Raw genomic sequence first — 18,563 nt, forward strand, 5'->3', positions numbered from 1 at the left:
ATATCGAATCAGTTGTAATGCTGGGTGGGTGAGGTATCGACGAACGTCGAAACAAAGGGAGTCGCCGTGAACGCCCCCACCACCGTCCTGCCCACCGTGGTGATCGGAGCCGGCCCCGTCGGCCTGGCCGCCGCCGCCCGCCTCGTCGAGCGCGGCCTCGAACCGCTGGTCCTGGAGGCTGGAGCAGCTGCGGGCAGCGCCGTACGGCAGTGGAGCCATGTGCGGCTGTTCTCCCCGTGGGCCGAGGTCGTCGACCAGGCCGCCGAGAAGCTCCTGGCTCCGACCTGCTGGACCGCCCCCGACGGTGCCACCTACCCCACCGGCGGTGACTGGGCTGAGCGGTACCTCCAGCCGCTCGCCGATGTCCTCGGCGACAAGGTCCGCTACGGCGCCACGGTGACCGGCGTCGCCCGCGCCGGCCGCGACCGGATCGTCGATGCGGCCCGCGAGGAGCAGCCCTTCACCGTGCACCTCACCACCGCCGACGGTGGTGAGGAGCGGATCACCGCCCGAGCGGTCATCGACGCCTCCGGCACCTGGTCGACCCCGAGCCCGCTGGGCGCCGACGGCCTCGGCGCCCTCGGTGAGAAGACCGCCGCCGACCGGATCTCCTACCGCGTCCCGGACCTCAAGGACCCGGCCGTCCGTGCCCGGTACGCGGGCAAGCGCACCGCCGTCGTCGGCTCCGGCGCCTCCGCGTTCACCGCCCTCGCCTACCTCGCCGACCTCTCCAAGGAGGCGCCCGGCACGCATGCGGTGTGGATCCTGCGCCGCGGTATCGGCGCCCACACCTACGGCGGCGGCGAGGCCGACCAACTGCCGGCCCGCGGTGCCCTCGGTCTGGCCGCGAAGGCGGCCGTCGAAAACGGCCACGCAAGCGCGGTCACCGGCTTCCGCACCCAGGCCGTCGAGCAGGACGGCACCCGGCTCGTCCTTGTCGCGGAGGGCGACCGTCGTCTCGACCCAGTCGACGAGGTCATCGTGCTGACCGGCTTCCGCCCGGACCTGTCGTTCCTCTCCGAGGTCCGCCTCGGCCTCGACGAACGCCTCCAGGCACCCACCGCGCTCGCCCCGCTCATCGACCCCAACGTGCACTCCTGCGGCACCGTCCACCCACACGGCGCCACCGAGCTCTCCCACCCGGAGCAGGACATCTACCTGGTCGGCATGAAGTCCTACGGTCGCGCGCCGACGTTCCTGGCGCTGACTGGCTACGAGCAGGTCCGCTCCATCGCGGCGGCGATCGCCGGAGACCGCGAGGCCGCCGAGCGCGTGGAGCTGACCCTGCCGGAGACCGGCGTGTGCAGCGGCGGGGGCCTCCTCGAAGAGCCGGACGCCGCCCGGTCCGACACAGGCGGCGGCTGCTGCGCTGCTCCGGCCACCGTCCAGATCGGCGTCGGCGCCCCGATCGCCTCCGGAGGCTGCTGACCCCTCAAAACCATCCCTAACGGCAGGAGATGGGAGGGACGTTCTGACGCTGCGCGATACGCACCCCGTGTCGGGCAAGCAGTGGACAGACAGCGGAGATCGCCCACGATAAGCGCGGCCTGAAGTCAAGGGAGGCCAATGAGGACCGACCGCCTCTTTTGGTCCTGTCGAAGCGAATGGTTCGCGGCGACGGGGTCCTCCCAGGGGTGTGGGCGGGTGTGATCGTTCGGCGTGGAGGTCACACACCAGTCGCTGCCTGCGGCCGCTTCGCGATCAGTGCGCAGCAACGACAAAGAGCGGGCCCCAGTGAGACTGGTTCCCGCTCTTCATGCTTGGCATCTGCGCTGGTCAACCGCATCGTCGTACTGGTTGAGGCGAAGTGCCCCCGGCAGGATTCGAACCTGCGCACACGGCTCCGGAGGGCGGTTCGGCTGTCTGCGTTCACCCTGGTCACGGCGGTTCCAGGGCCCCGGAGTTGCTTTCCTGTCCACCGATAGTCCACAACCCCTGACGCCTCAGTGCATGCTCCTTGTTAGGTTGATCGCCCTGTCGGGTCAACATGGAGGGGGGGCCGTGGAGTTCCACGGTTCAGAGGTGCCATTTGCGCGCGCAGTCGAGAAGAAGTTGCTGGGGGTCGAGGTCGTCAATGTTGAGCAGCTGCTTACGCTGAACGAGCGCCAGCTGCGGTTGTTGCCCGGGATCGGGCCGAGCACCGTATCGCACATCGTCTCGGTGCTGGAGGAGGCAGGGCTATCTCTAGCTGCCGACCCATACGCGGCGTATGAATGTGCCCGCCATTCAGAGGTTGCCCGAGACGCCGAACTGCGGGCCTACTTCTTGTGTAATTCGTGTAGAGACGCTTACGCCCACCGCGCCTTCGGCGATCGGAAACCGGAGTGGGTTTCGAGGGAGCAGATCGACGGATACTGCGGCCATTGTAATGAATTCCGAGAAGTGCGCCTCTCGCAGTGGTTTCTTTGCGGTACCTGCGATCGTGTCGTGCGGTCGATCGGGCGGGGCCTTGCATCCGCCAAATTTGTTGAATCGGAGTGGGCGGACAAATTCCGGGAGACGCCGGAGTTGTCACTTCGGGAAATTGATCCGGTCGAGTTGCGCCCTCGGGGGCAGCGGTCAGACGCGGATCGGGTGGCGACAGCCGATTTTGTGGCCAATTACGTGTCAGGTGAAGCCGCGCTGGGAATCGAACTAAAAAGCGGCCGTAGTGCACTTGCTGGAGGCGGCATAGGGAGTCCCATGTCTCAGTTTCAACTCGACACAACCGACTGCGACGACATAACGGCAGCTGCAGTAGCGTTGAACGCCCCAATTTTCTTGGTCCACGCCCAGATCATCGGTCGAGCGCACGCACCGACAGAACGGTATGTAGGAGTGGGATTGTGGTTCGCCCGGCCGTGGGACATGCTTCAGCACTGCGAATCTGTCCGAAGACGTCCACGCGAAACGAGAGACGCTGCTTACTTCAAGACCGCTATGTTCCGACCCTTCACAGAGTTTCCTGCTTATGTGAACAACCAATTTCCTTCCGATTTGGAATCCATGCAACGCGATGGTTTTCCTGTCCTGTACCGGCGTTGACTTGAGTGACGCACGGCTGCTGTCAGCGCACGGCCTCAACCTCGTAATGCAACAGACAGGTCACCAGCAGCTACAGGCATCCTGGCTCGCTCGTTCGTGAACTGCCCCCGCAGCTCAGAAGCTGTCGCAGGTCATCAGCCGTCCGATCGAGCTCGGGTCCGTCCAGTGACGCCGCAATAGATTTCCCCCAACGACCTCGTGAGGGGTGCCCCGTGAGAGAATCACCGCCGTGAAAGTGATCGAGAACACCGAGGCACGACGGGTGGAGGCGCTCAGTGTCCTTGCCCCTGAGATTCAGGCCGCACTGGGGCAGTTCTTCACCCCTGCACCAGCCGCCGCCCTGATCGCCTCAATGCCTCGCCTGGACGCGCTGAGTAACACTGTGCGTGTTCTGGACCCCGGCGCCGGGGTCGGCTCGCTGACCGCCGCACTGGTGGCCCGACTGCACGAAGAGCGCCCCGGTGTGGACGTTCACGTCGTTGCTGTGGAGACCGACCCACAGGTCGTGCCCTACCTGCGAACCACGCTCAAGGAATGCAGGGACACCTACGGCACCACTTTCGACCTCGTGCAGGGCGACTACCTCACCGACGATGACGCACTCATCGACGGGCCGTTCGACCTTGTCGTCGCCAACCCGCCCTACGGAAAGCTCGCCGCAGGCAGCCTGCACCGTACGCGCATTGCGCAGCACCTGGTCGATACCAGCAACATCTACACAGCCTTCTGGGCCAGGGCGACAGCCGCCCTCGCCCCCGGCGGCCAGATCGCGATCATCGTGCCCCGCTCGTGGGCAAACGGCACCTACCACCGCGCCTTTCGGCAGTGGGTACTCGACCGCACCAGCCTCGACCTCCTACACGTCTTCGAGAGCCGCAACACAGTGTTCGCCGACGCCGGCGTCCTCCAGGAAAACGTCATCGTGGTTGGCACACGGGGCGACCAGCAGCCACAGGTCGTCCTGTCAGCGTCGATTGCGCATGACGACGCCCCGCTCCGCCGCACCGTCCCGTTCGACGCCGTAGTCCTGCCCGGGGACCGCGAGCGGTTTGTCCGCTTCGATGATTCCGCTGTCGTGCCGCCGGCCGTCTCATTCACCTTGGCCGACCTGGGCCTGGGCGTCAGCACGGGCAAGGTCGTCGACTTTCGCAACCGCGAGCACTTGACCGAAGACCTCGGCGCCGACGGTGTCGTGCCGATGGTCTACCAGGCCAACGTTCGCGGCGGAGAGATCGAGTGGCCACAGCGCCCCGCGAAGAAGCCGCAGGGCTTCTCTCCCAGCACCGAGGCTGCCCGCAAACTGCTCCTGCCCGAAGGGCACTACGTCGTCATCAAGCGCTTCTCCGCGAAGGAGGAGAAGCGGCGCGTGGTCGCGGGCGTTTGGAAGCACGAGGGCCCGGTTGCCCTGGACAACAAGACCAACTACCTGCACGAGAAGAAGGGGCCTCTCGACCCTCAGCTCGCGCACGGGCTGATGCTCTGGCTGAACTCCTCGACGCTCGACGCGATCTTCCGCACTTTCTCCGGGCACACCCAGGTGAACGCTGGGGACGTCAAGACGCTCCCCTTCCCCTCCCGTGACGACCTGGTGCGCTTGGCACAGAACGCGCCGGAATGGCTCCCGGAACAGACGAAGCTCGATGCCCTCGTGGCTGACTTGTTCCCAGCTGTCGTAGGCTCCCCAGTGTGATCAGTACTTCACGAGCAACCGTCGAAAATGCCAGTGCCCTTCTGCAAGCTTTCGGCTTTGACAAGGTCCGCTCCAATAGCAGGTCTGCCCTTACAGCCCTCGCCCTGCTCGGCCTGGATCCCGGCGAGCCGTGGGACACGGCGACCAACCCGCGTCTCGGCGTCACGGAAGTCATGGGCGTCATAGCGGAAAGGTGGGGCAAGGAGTACGCCCCGAACTCGCGCGAGACCTTCCGCAAGCAAACGCTCCATCAGTTCGTCGATGCGGGGTTCGCTGAGCACAACTCCGATGCTCCCGAAGGGCGCGCGGTGAACTCCTCCAAGAATAATTACCGGATCGCTCCAGCTGCTCTGTCCGTAGTGCGCCTCTTCGGCACTCGAGGATTCCAAGATGCCCTCGACGCCTGGGTAGCCGGAGCTCCCACCCAGCAGGCCGCTTACAAGGCCACCCGCGAGATGCAGATGCTCCCGGTCACGCTGCCCGATGGCTCACTGTTCCGTCTCTCTCCAGGTGGCCAGAACCCCCTGATCCGGAACATGGTCGAGGAGTTCTGTCCTCGCTTCGCCCCCGGCGGACAGGTGCTCTACCTGGGGGACGCCAAGGATCACCGCTACGACATCCGCCAAGACGACGTCTTCGCACGTCTCGGGCTGGCTTTCGACGAGCACGGCAAGAACCCGGACCTCGTGGTCTACGACGAGCAGCGAAGTTGGCTTTTCCTGATGGAGGCCGTGACTTCTCACGGGCCGATCGACTTCGGACGGCGTGAGCACCTGAAGAACCTCTTCGCGACGGACAAGGCAGGGCTGGTGTTCGTGAACTGCTTCCCGGACCGTGCCACGATGCGTAAATGGCTGGCTGACCTCGCATGGGAGACTGAGGCTTGGGTGGCTGACGCGCCTGACCACCTGATCCACCTGAACGGCTCTCGGTTCCTCGGCCCCTATGAATAAGCCTTATCAGCTCGCGCTCTGATTGTTGGGATTCTGCCGGCCTCCTTCTCGCGGGACTGGATGCTCTGTTGGCACGGTACGAGGCTGCCTTGAACGAGACGAGGCTCCGCGGCCGAACTGAGCTGGTGGACCGTCAGCTGGGGAAGCTTGGATCTCTGTGTGACGGTTGCTGCACTGACCTGCGATAAAGCCGTGGGCGGATCCAACTGACCGCCGAATGGCCTCCGCTATTCCCCGTGGTTCCCCGCAGCATCTGGACGGCCGCTGGCTCAGTGCAGCCCGGCTTACCGGTCTACTGATCATCGGTCTCGCTGACCAGCGAGACAGAAGAAGTCCACGGCTCTGAACAGCTCAGATGCCGTGGGCTTCTGTCGTTGTTGGTCGGCGACGGGTGACCTTGGACGGCCCAGAGACGGCCCGGGAGTCAGTCACGAGAAGTTCCGCCGGTTGCTCGACGGCTGTGGGGTCACTGCATCCCAGCCGATGAGCCAGGCTTCACCAGCAGCACGACACCCCTTACCGACCGTGGTGATTCCTGTGGTACGCAAGGTAGTCACGCTCTATCAGATGCCCTGACGCCTCCCTGAGGTGCCCGAGGGAACTCTCGGAAGAATGATCGGTGACGATCAAGTCGTCAGAGACGCTCAGCGTGCCGAAGTCGAAAAGGAGATGATGATTGGGGCACAGGCAAAGCACGTTGGCTACAATATCAGGACCGGAGTGAGGATGCCCCAGGGGTTGAATATGGGCTGCTTCACTGTAGGCCCCTTTAGGGGTAGTAAGTCGAATGCCGCACACTTGGCAAGTGTGATCATGAATCCGCTTGACATGGTCTGCCACGGCAGTGCTTCGAATTATGCGCTGCGTGTTCACTTCGGCACGCGACGGGGATACCTTCCCGGCTGGCTCATTAGGGGGTTGAGCCGGTGAAGAGTCTCTGGGTTCTTCGACTATCTCCACGGTTGGGTCAACTTTTGGGATTCTTCGATACTCTTCCCACCCCGCTTCGGTTAGCGTCCAAATGCCTCGCGATACGCTTGCTGGAACTAGGAGCTTCGCTCGTTCCATGTTTTTCCGTTCGAACCTAGTCCTGTTCCACCATTTAGACTCATCGCCTCTTTTCGTGAGGGTCCAATCCTCCTCCGAAAGTAGCGCCCCATAGCGCTGCTCCATCACCTTGAGCGCGCGGGCCGTGGGTACGCTGCCACCTAGCTCCCCCAGCATGGTCAGAAGCCACTCCCGAAGGACCTGTTGAGGGGTCAACTCTGATGCCATGGTGGGATCTTAGAGCTCATCTCATTTGGCTGGATAAGCTGCCGGTCGTGGCGAGGATCGTTGAGCGGCTGGTGCCGGACGAGTTGTGGGAGCTGTTCCAGCGGGTGGTGCCGGAGGCGCCGTCGCGACCCCAGGGTGGCGGCCGGCGTCGGCACGGCGACCGCGAAGTGCTGGCCGCAATCGTCTTCGTGGCGACATCAGGCTGCACGTGGCACAGTTGCCGACCGCCTCGTTCGGGCCGTCCGGCGCGACGGCTCACCGACGCTTCACGGAGTGGACGAAAGCCCGCGTGTGGGCCAAGCTCCACCGTCTGGTCCTCGACGAACTCGGATCCCGTGGCGAACTGGACTGGTCCCGGTGCGCGATCGACTCGGTCAACATGCGGGCCCTGAAAAGGGGGAGCTGACAGGCTCGAATCCTGTAGACCGGGGTAAGTACGGGTCAAAGATCCACTTGATCACGGAGCGGACCGGCCTGCCCCTGTCCGTCGGAATCTCGGGCGCCAACACCCACGACAGCCAGGCTCTGATCCCACTGGTGAAGGGCATACCACCGATCCGCTCCCGCCGCGGACACCGACGGCGCAAGCCCCACAAACTCCACGCCGACAAGGGCTACGACTACAACCACCTGCGGCGATGGTTATCCGGCCGCAGCATCCGGCACCGCATCGCCCGCAAGGGCATCGAGACCTCGCAACGACTCGGCCGCCACCGTTGGGCCATCGAACGCACCATGGCCTGGCTGGCCGGATGCCGACGACTGCACCGCCGCTACGAACGCAAAGCCGACCACTTCCTCGCCTTCACCAGCATCGCCTGCACCCTGATCTGCTACCGCAGACTCACCAAATGAGATGACGTCTAAGTGTGGTTGGGCCGTGTGAGGCGACAGTGGCTTCTGCTTCTGTCACCGGAAGCGTTGCACGCCGGCTCCATGCCGTCCGTTGATATCAGCTCGTTCCATCGCCACAGGCTTCTAGCGGCTTCACCGGTGGTAGCGCAACCAAAACTGTTGTCCCGGAGGGCCTTCCTTCTGACGGTTCAAGATCACTGCCGTCGCGTTTCCAAGTCTGTCCACTTCGATCGGTGAAGTACATCGTCACGGCAGCCACCTGGTCTCCAGGGTCAACCGGAAAAGGGCGGCTCGCTGCCTTGCTGAGGCGGGACTCAGTAAGCGCGGCATCCGAACAAGGCGGAAGCGCGTGGATGAAGATTTGGACCCACTGCGGATCGATGGCCTGCTTACCGCGAAGCAGGAGCATACCGACTGTGACACCTAAGACCGGATCTGGTGATCGGTTCATAAGGTGCAGTCGGCCTCCATCCGTTCCGGCGTGCCACCACCACGAGACGCGATCAGCTTGGGCCTTGCTTCTCTTTTGGGAATCCTCTCGGGACTGCTCCAGCTGACTGTGAGACACAGCTGCGCTGTAGTAGGTGGCGATTCCGGTAAATATGAGCCCACCGATAGCAGCCACGGAACCAACCACGGTTCCCACGTGCACCCACGGAACGCGGCGCCACCAGCTCACAGCAGGGCCAGTATCTGGGTCGGGCTCAGACGGCGGCTCTGAAAGGGATGTGGCGTCTCGCGGGAGTTGCCGGACCCGTCTTGGTGTAGGTCGTTGTCGCGCCAGCCGTAACCTGAGGCGTCGATCGCGTTCTCTGCTCACTTCCCCTCCCTACTCTGTGAGCTGTATAGACGCTTGCATACCTCGGGTGGTGCGCGCCGCTCACTTGCGAAACATCCCTCCGGGATGGACCCTCCGTCGTCCGGCCCCAGCAGTGGATGCGCGAAACGAGCGCGCAGAACGTGGCGACGGATCGGGATAGGAGGTGCCTGGATCCGTAGGTTCCTACGTTTCGTGGCGGGTCGTGCGGTCTGGAAGGTGTGATCTTGTAAGACCGACCCCGGAAGTGCGTCACGCCTCGACGTCACCTGCGGCGATGCCTCAAGATCCCGTCCACGCCTCGTCCACAGCCCCCGACATACAGCCGCTCCGGGCCGCACACGCCTGCACATACGCGAAGACCCCGTCCCAGCGAAAGCGCTGATGGCGGGGTCTTTGGGCACCTCATGCAAGGTGCCCCCGGCAGGATTCGAACCTGCGCACACGGCTCCGGAGAGCATGCGCATGACGGTCCTCATAGTGGCCCTGACCTGCGCTCTAGCCGACTCTCGACTCTTCGAACCGTGGACTCACGCACTGCTCACGCACTCGCTGTTCCGATCTAGGTCGCGAGAGGGAGCGGACCCCCCTCCGCAGCGGTCGCGAATCGTGGGAGTCTTGAACTCTTGGAGTCTTGAGGTGCCGACGGACAGACGGAGAGGGAGGGCGAGTGCCGCAGCAGGCCAACCCTCGGGGAACCTTCCTGAAGATTGCCGACTCAGTGAAGCGGCAGATCGAGGAAGCCCCGGAGATGACGGAGCTTCCGTCTCTGGCTGAGGTCATGCGTGACCACAAGATCTCGCGCGGCGTCGCTCTTCGCGCGTTCGCCGTGCTACGGCAAGAGGGCGTAGCCGAACCGGTGCCGGGGGGGCGGTGGCGTGTCGTACGCGCGGATGCGCGAGCTGACCGGCGCCCGCTAGAGCAGCGGATCGCGGACATCATCACGGGTGAGGGGCTCGAAGTAGGGGAAGCCTTCCCGAGCGCTTCCGCGCTGGCCGACCGGTTCGGGGTCTCACGCCCCACGGTGACCAAAGCACTGGAGAAGTTGGAGACCGCCGGCGTGCTGGCGGGGGGAGGACAAGGCAAGGTGCGGACGGTCCGTGCCGTGCCGACGCGAGAGGAGCGTTCGTAGCTTGCCGACGTTGACGGAGTGGGCCTATCCCCTGGCTGAGTCCTTGCTCGCCGAGCCGCTTCCGCGGCGCTGGAAGCACTGTCTCGGAGTAGCCGAGAGGGCGCGTACGATCGCGCTCGTTCTTGACCAGGACGCGGAGCTGTTGGAGGCCGCGGCGGTGTTGCACGACATCGGCTATGCGCCGGACCTGGCCAAGACGGGCTTTCACCCGCTGGACGGCGCGCGCTACCTCCGGGACGTGGCCGACGCTGACGAACGAGTCATCAACCTGGTCGCCCACCACTCCTGTGCATGGATGGAAGCGGAAGCGCGCGGCTTGCGTGAGGAGCTGGAGGGTGAGTTCCCCCGCGAGAGCTCGCATCTGAATGACGCGCTCTGCTTCTGCGATATGAACACCACGCCGGACGGCACGCCCACGAACCCGATCGATCGGGTCAACGAGATCACCGGACGGTACGGGCCGGACAGCCTGATCGGGCAGTTCATCCGCCGGGCCGAACCCGAGATCTTGGCGTGCACATCCCGCGTGCTCGAACGGGTCGCCGCCGCGAAGCGTCAGCCGATGTAGGGGGTCGTGCGCGTCTGGTCCATGGCGTGCTCGATCCGGAGTCGCATCGTGGGGTGTACGTCCAACGTCGTCAGGTCCGCTGGGTCGACCCAACGGACCTGAGTCGTCTCGTTGCTCGTACGGAGTTCACCGCCGACCGGCCGCGCGCGAAAGCAGATGCTGAACTGCTGACGCACCTCGCCGTCGTCGTACTGCATCACGTGACCGGGGTCGGTGTAAATCCCGGACATGTCGACGACTTCGGCCTTGATGCCCGTCTCTTCCCAGACCTCGCGCACCACGGTGTCGCTGATGGACTCGCCCACGTCGTGCCCACCGCCGGGCAGTGCCCAACGGCCATTGTCGGACCGCTGGATCATCAGCACCTGTCCCGCATCGTTTTGCACGAATGCCACGACGGACGGCACCACCGAGTTGGCCGGCGGGGCGTCGGGGTCGTGAAGGTAGTCGATGCGTCCCATGCCTCATGCTCCTGTGATGTCGTGTTCAGTCACTGGCCTTGCACCCTCCCACGTCTGCTGAACGCTGTTGGCGAAGGTGTCGAAGAGCCCGCCCCCAGGGAGCCGCCGCAGGTGCAGCACCGGAGCCAGGTAGGCACCGATGCCGTATACGTGCGTGTTGACGAGCATCTCGTCATCCACACGGTAGATCGAGTTGTAGAGCACGGTGTCGTGCAGGCGGAACGTGATCTCAGGGTGGCTGGTGAACAGAGGGCGGTAGTTGACCAGAGCGTTGCGGATCTTTCCGTCCATGATGCGGTGACCTTCGTCGATGCCGCGCCGGATGACGGCCTCGCACGCGGGGTCGCCCATCAGCACGCGAATCGCGACGCTCTTAGATTTCGCCTTGAGGACCGACAGGAAGCGCGGGTCTTCCGCAAGGCCGATTCCCGCGTAGACCAGGATGTCGATGCGCTCCTTGGCACGTTCGCACATCTCCCGCCACAGGTCGGTCGGTACGACGTGGCGATGCGGGTAGACCGTGACAATCTCCGCTTTGCTCAGGTCGGTTGCACTGTCGAGTGATCGCGTGTCGTCCCACAGCGTTGTCACGTCGACGTTCAGGACGGACGCCGTGGCGTACTGGTGACGCCGGTAAGGAACCTTGCCCTGCGTGATCCAGCGCTCAACCGTCTTTGGGTTGACTTCGATCTCTTCGGCGAGCTGCTGAATGGTCATGTTCTGCGCCAAGAGGGCCGACCGAAGACGCTCGTTGGACATCTCCACCCCCGATGGGAGCTCTAGGGAGCTCTTGACGGTAGCCAGATCAACCGGAGCTGTCCACGCATGGGGTAACCAACTCCCCTGACCTGCACTGATTCTGAAGGTGCACCAAGAAGTCCTGGTGCAAAGCCAAGAAGTTCGGCCGCCGTACTTGACGGCCCCCTATGCAGTACCTGTAAAACAGGTACTGCATACCCCGCCGGACCCGCTTACACGCGGTTCGAGCGGCAGGGGAGACGTAAAAGCCCGTCGTCTTCACGGATCGATCGGTGTCATCGGCTAAGCCGCTGGTCTGACCCTCGGGGCGTACACCCAGGGACCGGATCGGCGGGAACCCCGGTGATTGGGCTGCACCCGGTCCATGACAGGTAGCCATTCCAGGGAGATCGACTCAGCGAGTGACGACTGAGCGACGCGGTGACCGCGCGCCGTCCAAAGGAGGCGGAGCAAGGCGCAGACGGTAGCCGCGAGACGACAGTGACGGGCTTTCCCGTCACTCGTCATGCGGGCAGGGCGCCGACAGCAACGTCGGTGGCCTGCCCGCTTGATGAGGACTTTCGAAGGTCCCACCCGCACCGTATCCGGTGCGGTTCCTTTCCCACGGCACGCCGCCCGTCGAGGCACCTCCGGGCGGCGTGCCGTTCCACTGTGAGGAGTCACCTCCATGAAGTACATCGTTGCCGGTCATCAGGCTGTCACCGCAACGGAGTTCGCGGAACTGGCGTTGGGCACCCCGCTTGAGCTGTGGCTCGGGGTCGAGGGCGAGACCGACGAGGAATGCGCGCCCTGCAAGAACCGTTACGAGGGCGGCAGGCTGTGCGCGATCTGCGCAGAGCGTGCGGCCCGCCTGGACGCAGCCCGTGACATCCTCACCGATCCCGAGTACCGCAGCCTGCCCGACGACCTGATCCGCCTGGCCGCGCGGGTGGTCGACGAGCACCCGGACCTGTTCAACGTGGTCCCGCTGGTCCGCCCCGCCCGCCGCCGTTCGGTGCGCCGGGGTGCTGCGGCATGAGCGACGGTCTGACGCTGGATGACCTGGCCCTGCCGCTGCGGGTGCTGCGTCTGCTCGCCCGGGACTTCGGGCACCTGGCGGCGCCGGCCGTGGAGGTGTCCACCATCTGGCCCGATCGGCTGGAGCTGTCGTTCCACGGCGACCTGGCCGACTTCGAGGCGTGGCGCGATGCGCTGGGCATCGCCCCGGACGCGGTGACGCACCGCACGCAGAGCGGGGGCCGTACGCGCGTCCTGCTCGCGTCCGGCGAGTACGCGGGCGCCACGGTGAAGTTGGTGGGCTACGCCGATGTCCCCGCCGCGGCGCCGGTCGGGGCGGGGGCCTGATGGCAGCGCTGGGCAAGTGCTTTGACCCGACCGGAGCCCGGCACGGCATCCCCACCTACCCGTGGCGCTACGCGCCCGACGGGTTGGCGACCAGACGGCAGTTACGGGCCCGCGGTCTGCGCCCCGGCGGACAGCCGATCGCAGCCCAGGTGCTCCGGCCACGCTGCCGGCGTGAACCTCTGGTCGCCTACCTCTACCGGCTCGACAAGGCGCTTCCGGTGCGGCCGATGACGCCGGCGAAGCGGCGGGCATTGGCGTGCGCGATGCGCGCTCGCCGCACCTGCCCGCAGTGCCGCCGGGACGCCGGATATGTCATTCCCGCATCCCTCGGGGTCTGCGTCCCCTGCGCGTACCCCGACGACCAGTACAAGGAGTGATCACATGGACTGGATGAAGGCCGCCCGGCAGGCGGTGCACTGGAGTCTGCCGGCCGGGCTGACCGGCCTGTCGCTGGGCTGGACCGTGTACGCGGTGGGTGAGATCCTCTCCCGTCAGGCCCCGGAGCCGCTCGCGTACACGGTGGCCGGTATCTACGACGCGGTGTGGCTGTACGCGCTGGCCATGGAGACCGCGCACCGCCGGCAGGGCTCCAAGGCGACGCTGCCCGCCACGCTGGGGTGGCTGTTCCTGGTCACCTCGGTCGGTGTGCTGTTCACCCACGGCCTGCTGTACGCCACGGTGGTCGTCGCGGTCATTGGCGCGGTGGTTCCGGCCGCTGCCAAGGCCACGCTGATCATGGCGGTGGAGCGGGACGCCACCCGGATCTCCCCCGCGGCACAGCAGCAGATCGACGCGGTGCGCAGCGCGACGCGGGATCAGGTGGCGATCGGCCGGGCGGTGACCCGTGCCAAGGCCGACCGGCACACGACGGCCGCCGCGCTGGAGGGCGAGGAGCGCAAGGCCCGCGGCAAGGCGCAGAAGCTGCGCCACAAGGCGGCCGAGAAGCTGGCCGAGGTCATGACCGAGCACCCCGCGGCCGATGTCCCGCAGGAGGTTCCGGCGTTGTTCTCGGATGAGGACCTGGCCCGGGTGCTGGGTCAGTGGACACAGGGGGGTGTGTCCCCGGGTGTGTCCCCTGTGTCCCCGCAGGTCGGCCCCGTGTCCACGGCGCCGGAACTTCCCACGCCGCAGGACGCGGGACACACCCCGCTGGACTGGTCGGGGCTTGCTCAGGTGGCGGCCGTGGCCGGCGTCGAGACCCCCGAGCCGGGCGAGCCGCTGAGCGAGGAACAGCTCACCGTCGTGCTGCGGTGGCTGCGCCACTCCGAGAACCCCCCGCTGTCCTATCGCAAGGCGCTGGCCGCGTACCGCGCGGCGGGCTTCTCGGCGAAGGAGGAGCGGGTGCGCAAGGCGTACGCCGCGCTGATCGAGGCGGAGGACGCACAGCCGTAAGCCAGCGTCCGGCACACATCAATGAGGACCAGCCCAGGACTAGTGGGCTGGCCCTCGTTGCGACTGCCGGAAGCAGTCGAGCACCAGTGAAGCAGACCCGGTGAGCCCCGGCGAGCGGCACCTTCGCAGACCCGGCCGTGCAGACCCGGCGAGCTGTACCGAGCACACCCCGCCATCTGAGACTCGGGAGATTCGACCGTGACCACACCCACCGTCCAGGCCCCCGCCGCCGCTCAGCAGGCGCACGGCACCCACCACTTCGTGATCACGCTGGAGAAGCCGGGGCAGTTTTCCATGACCCAGGAGGGCACCTTCACGCCCCCGCCCGGCTCCACCCGCCAGGACGCCTACCTGGCCATCTACCAGGCCGTGACCGCGCAGAACCCCCGGCTGAAGGGCGCCTCGGTCGGCTTCTTCCTGCTGGAGCCCAACCAGCTCTGACCAGTACCTCACCTCGTGCAGTGGCCCGGACGCTAGGCCGTCCAAAGCGCGCGTCCGGGCCCTGCCCTCCTCCACTAAAGGAGTGCCGTCAGCATGACCGACACGACCACCGAACCGGTAGCCCACCCGGCTGCCACCGAACCCCCGCCCGAGCCGCCCCCGCCGCGCGAGCAAGCGCCCGAACCCGCTGCCCGGCGGGAGCCGGCGCACACGCCCGGCGGTATCCCGGTACTGCCGTTGACGCTGTCCGGCACGAACAGTGCGGTCGGCGCGGTGTCCACGGCCGCCCTGGTCGGCGGCGGACCGGTCGCGCTGGCCGTGGCCGCGGGCGGCGCTGCCGTCCTGGGCACCGCCGCCGCGGTCCGCGCCCACCGGCGCACCGCTCAGGAACGCCGTACGACGACGTCCACCATGCCCGGCACACCGCGCGGCGGCTCCCGCCGCACCACCGGAGCCTCCGCTTCGCGCGGTAGCGGCCGGGGCACGGGCTCGGGCGCGGGCCGGCGGGGACGCGGCAGCGGTGGCGCCTCCCGCACCGGGACGGGCCTTTCGACCGGTGGACGGGCCGGCAGTCAGGGCGCGGGACGTCACGCTGCCCGCACCGGGTCACGGTCTGCCGCGGCACGCGCGGCAGGCACCGCACGCACCCCGGGGGCGTGGACCAATACCGGCAGGCTCGGGCAGGTACGCGCCCTGCGGCAGGCCAACCGGGCGCAGACGCCGACCCGTTCGGCCGCCCGGCAGCAACAGACCAACGCCCGTCGGGCAGTGGCCGATGCCCGCCGGGACGCGCGCGCCGCCGCCCGCGCCAACCGGGCCGCACAGGCACCCGGCCGCGGTCTGGCCCGGCGGGCCGCCGGGTGGGCCGCGGGCCGTACCGGGGCGGGCATGCGGGCGCTGGTCAACCGGGCCCGCACCGCACGCGATCGTCGCACCGGGCAGCAGATCGCCGACCGGCGGGCCGCCGTACGCCGGGCGCCCGCGCGGCGCCGGGCCCGCCGAGGCCTGCTGGCCTCCGCGGCCCGCTTCCAGGGCCGCCGCCTGCTCGCCGCCCTCGCCGCGGGCGCGGTCGGGGTGCTGGGCTGCATCACCACCCCGCTCGGGCGCCGTCTCGGCTGGCGGTGGCTGATGCACCCCGGAGGCCGCCTGTATCGGCGCCTGATGCTGGCCGCCGGTGAGCAGCGGGCCGCCCGCGACGAGAGCATCCGTGCCCAGCAGGCCGAAGAAGAGGCCGAAGCCGACCGCGACCCGAACGAGATCGGGGACCGCGTCGCGCGCCCCGCCCGGATCATCCCCACCGCTCCCACGTCTGCTCAGGAGGCCATCAACGTGTCTGGTTTCAAGTTCGAAGAGGCCGCAGCCGAGATGGAGAACGCCGCCCGCACCTACGAGCCCGACGGGAACATGGAAGTTCTCGCGATGATCGACAACCTGCCCACCGCGCTGCTATCGGTCGCCAACACCTTCCGCATCCTGGCCGAGCGTTCGGATGAGGAGTTCGCCTTCGAGAAGGACGTCGCCGGAGCGTTCGACGACATCCACCGCATGCTCCTCAACGGCGTGGATGCGGCCGAGACCCTGGTGCCGCTGTTCCGCAACGTGCACGCGCAGGACATCGCCCGGCACGAGGACCCCCGCAACGGCACCGAGGCCGAGAAGGGCTGGAACGTCTGACCATGACTGCCACCGAGGCCACCATGACCAAGCAGAACAACAGCGAATCGCAGGTAGAAGCCGTGAGTGGCCCGGTGTGGGACTGGGCGGCCGGTCACGGACCCGTGACCGGCGCCCTGTCCGCCACCACCGGCATGTTCGCCGTCGCCACCACCGGCGCCGCAACCTCCATGCCCCCGGGTTGGGCGCTCGCCGTCGGCGCCGCCGGAGCCATCGGCCACACCGCCGCCGGCATCCGCCTGCGCAACGCCGGCCGGACCATCGCCGCCCGCGCCGCGTCCTGGCTCATTGGCGCCGGATGGACCACCTGGGCCGTCACCGACGGCCCGCTGACCTGGCAGGCCCTCGGCTCCCTCGCCGTGATCGGGGTGGGCGTCGGCACCGCCACGCGGTCGACGAACCTGTACGAGGAAGCCCGCGAAGAGGAAGCCCTGCACGCCGAAGAGCGGGCGGTCGCGCTGGAGTTGTCCCAGGAGCGCCGCGCGATCGCCGAGGAGTGGATCGACCGCATCCAGCGGGTGTGCAGCCTGACCGTGCGGGTCCTGGCGGTGGAACACTGGCCGACCGGCACCGGCTTCACCATCGACGCCGAACTCCCCGGCGGCACCACCTACGACCAGATCGCCGCCCGCGCGGCGGCACTGTCGGCGGACGCGCACCTGCCGCACGGCTGCACCGCCACCGCCGGCCCCGGCATCCACCAGGGCCGCACCCTGATCGACGTGGCCACCGTCAACGCCCTGGAACGGGAGACCACCTACCCCGCCGACTACGCCCCCCTGTCGGTGCTGACCGGCATCCCGTGGGGCTACCGCTCGAACGCGGAGCAGATCCAGACCTACCTGCGCGAGCAGTGCGCCCTGGTCGTGGGTCCGACGGGGTCGGGCAAGACCAACATGGTCCACGTCATCCTGGCCGGGTTCGCCCGCGCCACCGATGTCCTCACGTTCGTCATCGACCTGAACGCAGGATCGGCCGGCCTGTCCTGGGTCCTGCCCGCCCTCCAGCACCAACCGGAGCCGGGGGAACGCCCGTTGCGCCCCGGGATCGACTGGCTGGCGGGCACGGTCGAAGAGGCCCATTTGATGCTGGATGCGCTGCTGCGGATCGGCAAACAGCGCAAGATCGCCTATCAGTCCCTGATGGCGCGGGAGGACACCGACCTGTTGCCGATCGGCCCGTCGATCCCGCAGATCATGCTGGTCATCGACGAGGGCGCGGAGATCCTCACCAGCACCGACAAGGATCTGAAGAAGCTCGCGGCGAAGATCCTTGAAGTGATCCGGATGCTGCGCGCGATGGGCATCCGCACCGTGCTGACCGCGCTCGGCTCCACCGGCTCCGTGCTCGGCAACCTCATGATCCGCCGCGAGGCCAAGGTGAGGGTCGCGCTGACCGGCGGCGAGAAGGAAGGCATGGACCTGGGCAAGCTCTTCCCCGGCAGCCGCGGCCTGAAGGTCGACCAAGCCCCCTACAAGGGGGCCGGGTTCATGGGAACCCCCGAATCCCCGGCCGGGTTGTTCAAGTGCTGGCGGATCCTGCCCAGCCAGATCCGCGAGATCGTCGCCGCCACGTCCGAGCGCCACCCCGGCCTCGACGCGGTCTCCGCGGAGGCGGCCGGGGAAGCGTACGCCCGACGGTGGGACGCGGACCGCATCGCCTGGATGGGCAACCCGCAACCCACCCCCATCACCCCCGGCCACGACCGTGGCAACGGGCGCCAGGGGCTCAACCTGTCCGCCCTGCGCAACGAGCGGGACACCCCGCCCACCCCACAGGCGGGGTCGGGGTCGGAGGTGGACCGGCTCGTGGACGCCCTCATGGGCCAGATCGACGAGCAGTTCGGCACCACCGACGAGCCCGACCACTCCGACCCGGCACCGCGCCCGGAGCTGGAACGGCCGCAGCGCGAAGGGCTGAACCTGTCCGCTCTGCGTGAGGAGCGGGAGTCGAACACTGGCCAGCAGCGCGAGAGCGGGCCGGACTGGCTGCCCGACGCGATCACCGCGATCGCATCGGCGGGTGCGGCGGGCATGAAGCCGTCCGCCGTCGCCGACCGCGTGGGCCGCAGTCGCCAGGCCGTCCGCGACGCGCTCAAGGCGGCGGCCGAGCGGGGCGAGTTGGTCTACCGGGACAACGGACCGCACTCGGTCTACGTCCACCCCGACCACGCCTGAA

The 18,563-nt window shown here is 67.2% G+C and carries 16 protein-coding genes and 1 pseudogene; 14 read left to right on the top strand and 3 right to left on the bottom strand.

Features of this window, described 5'->3' with window-relative positions:
* The first annotated feature begins 66 nt into the window (after positions 1 to 66).
* The 4 genes from KUM44_RS44115 to KUM44_RS47445 all read left to right on the top strand — a co-directional run bounded on the left by KUM44_RS44115 (position 67) and on the right by KUM44_RS47445 (position 5,667).
* On the top strand, positions 67 to 1,428 hold the full coding sequence (locus tag KUM44_RS44115) for an NAD(P)-binding domain-containing protein (RefSeq protein WP_217215413.1): 1,362 nt from the start codon (positions 67 to 69) through the stop codon (positions 1,426 to 1,428).
* Positions 1,429 to 2,001: 573 nt separating this feature from the next.
* On the top strand, positions 2,002 to 3,024 hold the full coding sequence (locus tag KUM44_RS44120) for a hypothetical protein (RefSeq protein ID WP_217215414.1): 1,023 nt from the start codon (positions 2,002 to 2,004) through the stop codon (positions 3,022 to 3,024).
* Positions 3,025 to 3,253: 229 nt separating this feature from the next.
* Complete coding sequence (locus tag KUM44_RS44125) at positions 3,254 to 4,714, top strand: class I SAM-dependent DNA methyltransferase (protein ID WP_217215415.1); 1,461 nt, start codon at positions 3,254 to 3,256, stop codon at positions 4,712 to 4,714.
* On the top strand, positions 4,711 to 5,667 hold the full coding sequence (locus KUM44_RS47445; protein ID WP_217215416.1) for a BsuBI/PstI family type II restriction endonuclease: 957 nt from the start codon (positions 4,711 to 4,713) through the stop codon (positions 5,665 to 5,667). Before KUM44_RS44125 ends, KUM44_RS47445 begins: the two co-directional genes overlap by 4 nt.
* 516 nt (positions 5,668 to 6,183) lie before the next feature.
* Here KUM44_RS47445 and KUM44_RS44135 read toward each other — a convergent pair.
* Complete coding sequence (locus KUM44_RS44135) at positions 6,184 to 6,942, bottom strand: HNH endonuclease (RefSeq protein WP_308402860.1); 759 nt, start codon at positions 6,940 to 6,942, stop codon at positions 6,184 to 6,186.
* Between the two features lie 56 nt (positions 6,943 to 6,998).
* Between KUM44_RS44135 and KUM44_RS44140 the strand changes: the two are divergent.
* The 3 genes and pseudogenes from KUM44_RS44140 (at position 6,999) to KUM44_RS44150 (ending at position 10,314) form a co-directional block, all read left to right on the top strand.
* Positions 6,999 to 7,797 (top strand): annotated as a pseudogene (locus KUM44_RS44140) (IS5 family transposase).
* 1,487 nt (positions 7,798 to 9,284) lie between these two features.
* Positions 9,285 to 9,746: a GntR family transcriptional regulator gene (locus tag KUM44_RS44145; RefSeq protein WP_217215418.1), complete on the top strand. Its 462-nt coding sequence runs from the start codon at positions 9,285 to 9,287 to the stop codon at positions 9,744 to 9,746.
* Between the two features lies 1 nt (position 9,747).
* On the top strand, positions 9,748 to 10,314 hold the full coding sequence (locus tag KUM44_RS44150) for an HD domain-containing protein (RefSeq protein WP_217215420.1): 567 nt from the start codon (positions 9,748 to 9,750) through the stop codon (positions 10,312 to 10,314).
* Here the strand turns inward: KUM44_RS44150 and KUM44_RS44155 are convergent.
* Together KUM44_RS44155 and KUM44_RS44160 are read right to left on the bottom strand one after the other, a co-directional pair.
* Positions 10,302 to 10,775 (bottom strand): NUDIX domain-containing protein, encoded by a 474-nt coding sequence (locus KUM44_RS44155; protein ID WP_217215422.1) that lies wholly within the window; start codon positions 10,773 to 10,775, stop codon positions 10,302 to 10,304. The two genes, KUM44_RS44150 and KUM44_RS44155, sit on opposite strands and share 13 nt — an antisense overlap.
* Before the next feature lie 3 nt (positions 10,776 to 10,778).
* A complete protein-coding gene (locus KUM44_RS44160; RefSeq protein WP_217215424.1) occupies positions 10,779 to 11,534 on the bottom strand; it encodes a helix-turn-helix domain-containing protein in 756 nt (251 codons plus the stop codon).
* 667 nt (positions 11,535 to 12,201) lie between these two features.
* On the opposite strand from KUM44_RS44160, the gene KUM44_RS44165 reads away from it, so the two are divergent.
* From KUM44_RS44165 to KUM44_RS44195, 7 genes are all read left to right on the top strand, one after another.
* A complete protein-coding gene (locus tag KUM44_RS44165) occupies positions 12,202 to 12,552 on the top strand; it encodes a hypothetical protein (RefSeq protein WP_217215426.1) in 351 nt (116 codons plus the stop codon).
* Positions 12,549 to 12,878, top strand: coding sequence for a hypothetical protein (locus KUM44_RS44170; RefSeq protein ID WP_217215427.1), 330 nt, complete (start codon positions 12,549 to 12,551; stop codon positions 12,876 to 12,878). The genes KUM44_RS44165 and KUM44_RS44170 overlap by 4 nt, the downstream gene beginning before the upstream one ends.
* Complete coding sequence (locus KUM44_RS44175) at positions 12,878 to 13,255, top strand: RRQRL motif-containing zinc-binding protein (RefSeq protein ID WP_217215429.1); 378 nt, start codon at positions 12,878 to 12,880, stop codon at positions 13,253 to 13,255. Before KUM44_RS44170 ends, KUM44_RS44175 begins: the two co-directional genes overlap by 1 nt.
* 4 nt (positions 13,256 to 13,259) lie before the next feature.
* Complete coding sequence (locus tag KUM44_RS44180) at positions 13,260 to 14,270, top strand: hypothetical protein (RefSeq protein WP_217215431.1); 1,011 nt, start codon at positions 13,260 to 13,262, stop codon at positions 14,268 to 14,270.
* A gap of 198 nt (positions 14,271 to 14,468) precedes the next feature.
* Entirely contained in the window at positions 14,469 to 14,711 is a 243-nt protein-coding gene (locus KUM44_RS44185; protein ID WP_217215433.1) for a hypothetical protein, read from the top strand.
* 93 nt (positions 14,712 to 14,804) lie between these two features.
* A complete protein-coding gene (locus KUM44_RS44190) occupies positions 14,805 to 16,385 on the top strand; it encodes a hypothetical protein (protein WP_217215435.1) in 1,581 nt (526 codons plus the stop codon).
* A 2-nt stretch (positions 16,386 to 16,387) separates the two neighbouring features.
* Positions 16,388 to 18,562, top strand: coding sequence for a hypothetical protein (locus KUM44_RS44195; protein WP_374202131.1), 2,175 nt, complete (start codon positions 16,388 to 16,390; stop codon positions 18,560 to 18,562).
* Position 18,563 lies beyond the last annotated feature (1 nt).

Source organism: Streptomyces sp. AC550_RSS872, from assembly GCF_019049285.1.
GTDB lineage: Bacteria > Actinomycetota > Actinomycetes > Streptomycetales > Streptomycetaceae > Streptomyces.

Coding starts and splice junctions, on each gene's coding strand:
- KUM44_RS44135 (WP_308402860.1), bottom strand. CDS start 6,942: ATGGCATCAGAGTTGACCCCTCAACAGGTCCTTCGGGAGTGGCTTCTG.
- KUM44_RS44155 (WP_217215422.1), bottom strand. CDS start 10,775: ATGGGACGCATCGACTACCTTCACGACCCCGACGCCCCGCCGGCCAAC.
- KUM44_RS44160 (WP_217215424.1), bottom strand. CDS start 11,534: ATGTCCAACGAGCGTCTTCGGTCGGCCCTCTTGGCGCAGAACATGACC.
- KUM44_RS44165 (WP_217215426.1), top strand. CDS start 12,202: ATGAAGTACATCGTTGCCGGTCATCAGGCTGTCACCGCAACGGAGTTC.
- KUM44_RS44170 (WP_217215427.1), top strand. CDS start 12,549: ATGAGCGACGGTCTGACGCTGGATGACCTGGCCCTGCCGCTGCGGGTG.
- KUM44_RS44175 (WP_217215429.1), top strand. CDS start 12,878: ATGGCAGCGCTGGGCAAGTGCTTTGACCCGACCGGAGCCCGGCACGGC.
- KUM44_RS44180 (WP_217215431.1), top strand. CDS start 13,260: ATGGACTGGATGAAGGCCGCCCGGCAGGCGGTGCACTGGAGTCTGCCG.
- KUM44_RS44190 (WP_217215435.1), top strand. CDS start 14,805: ATGACCGACACGACCACCGAACCGGTAGCCCACCCGGCTGCCACCGAA.
- KUM44_RS44195 (WP_374202131.1), top strand. CDS start 16,388: ATGACTGCCACCGAGGCCACCATGACCAAGCAGAACAACAGCGAATCG.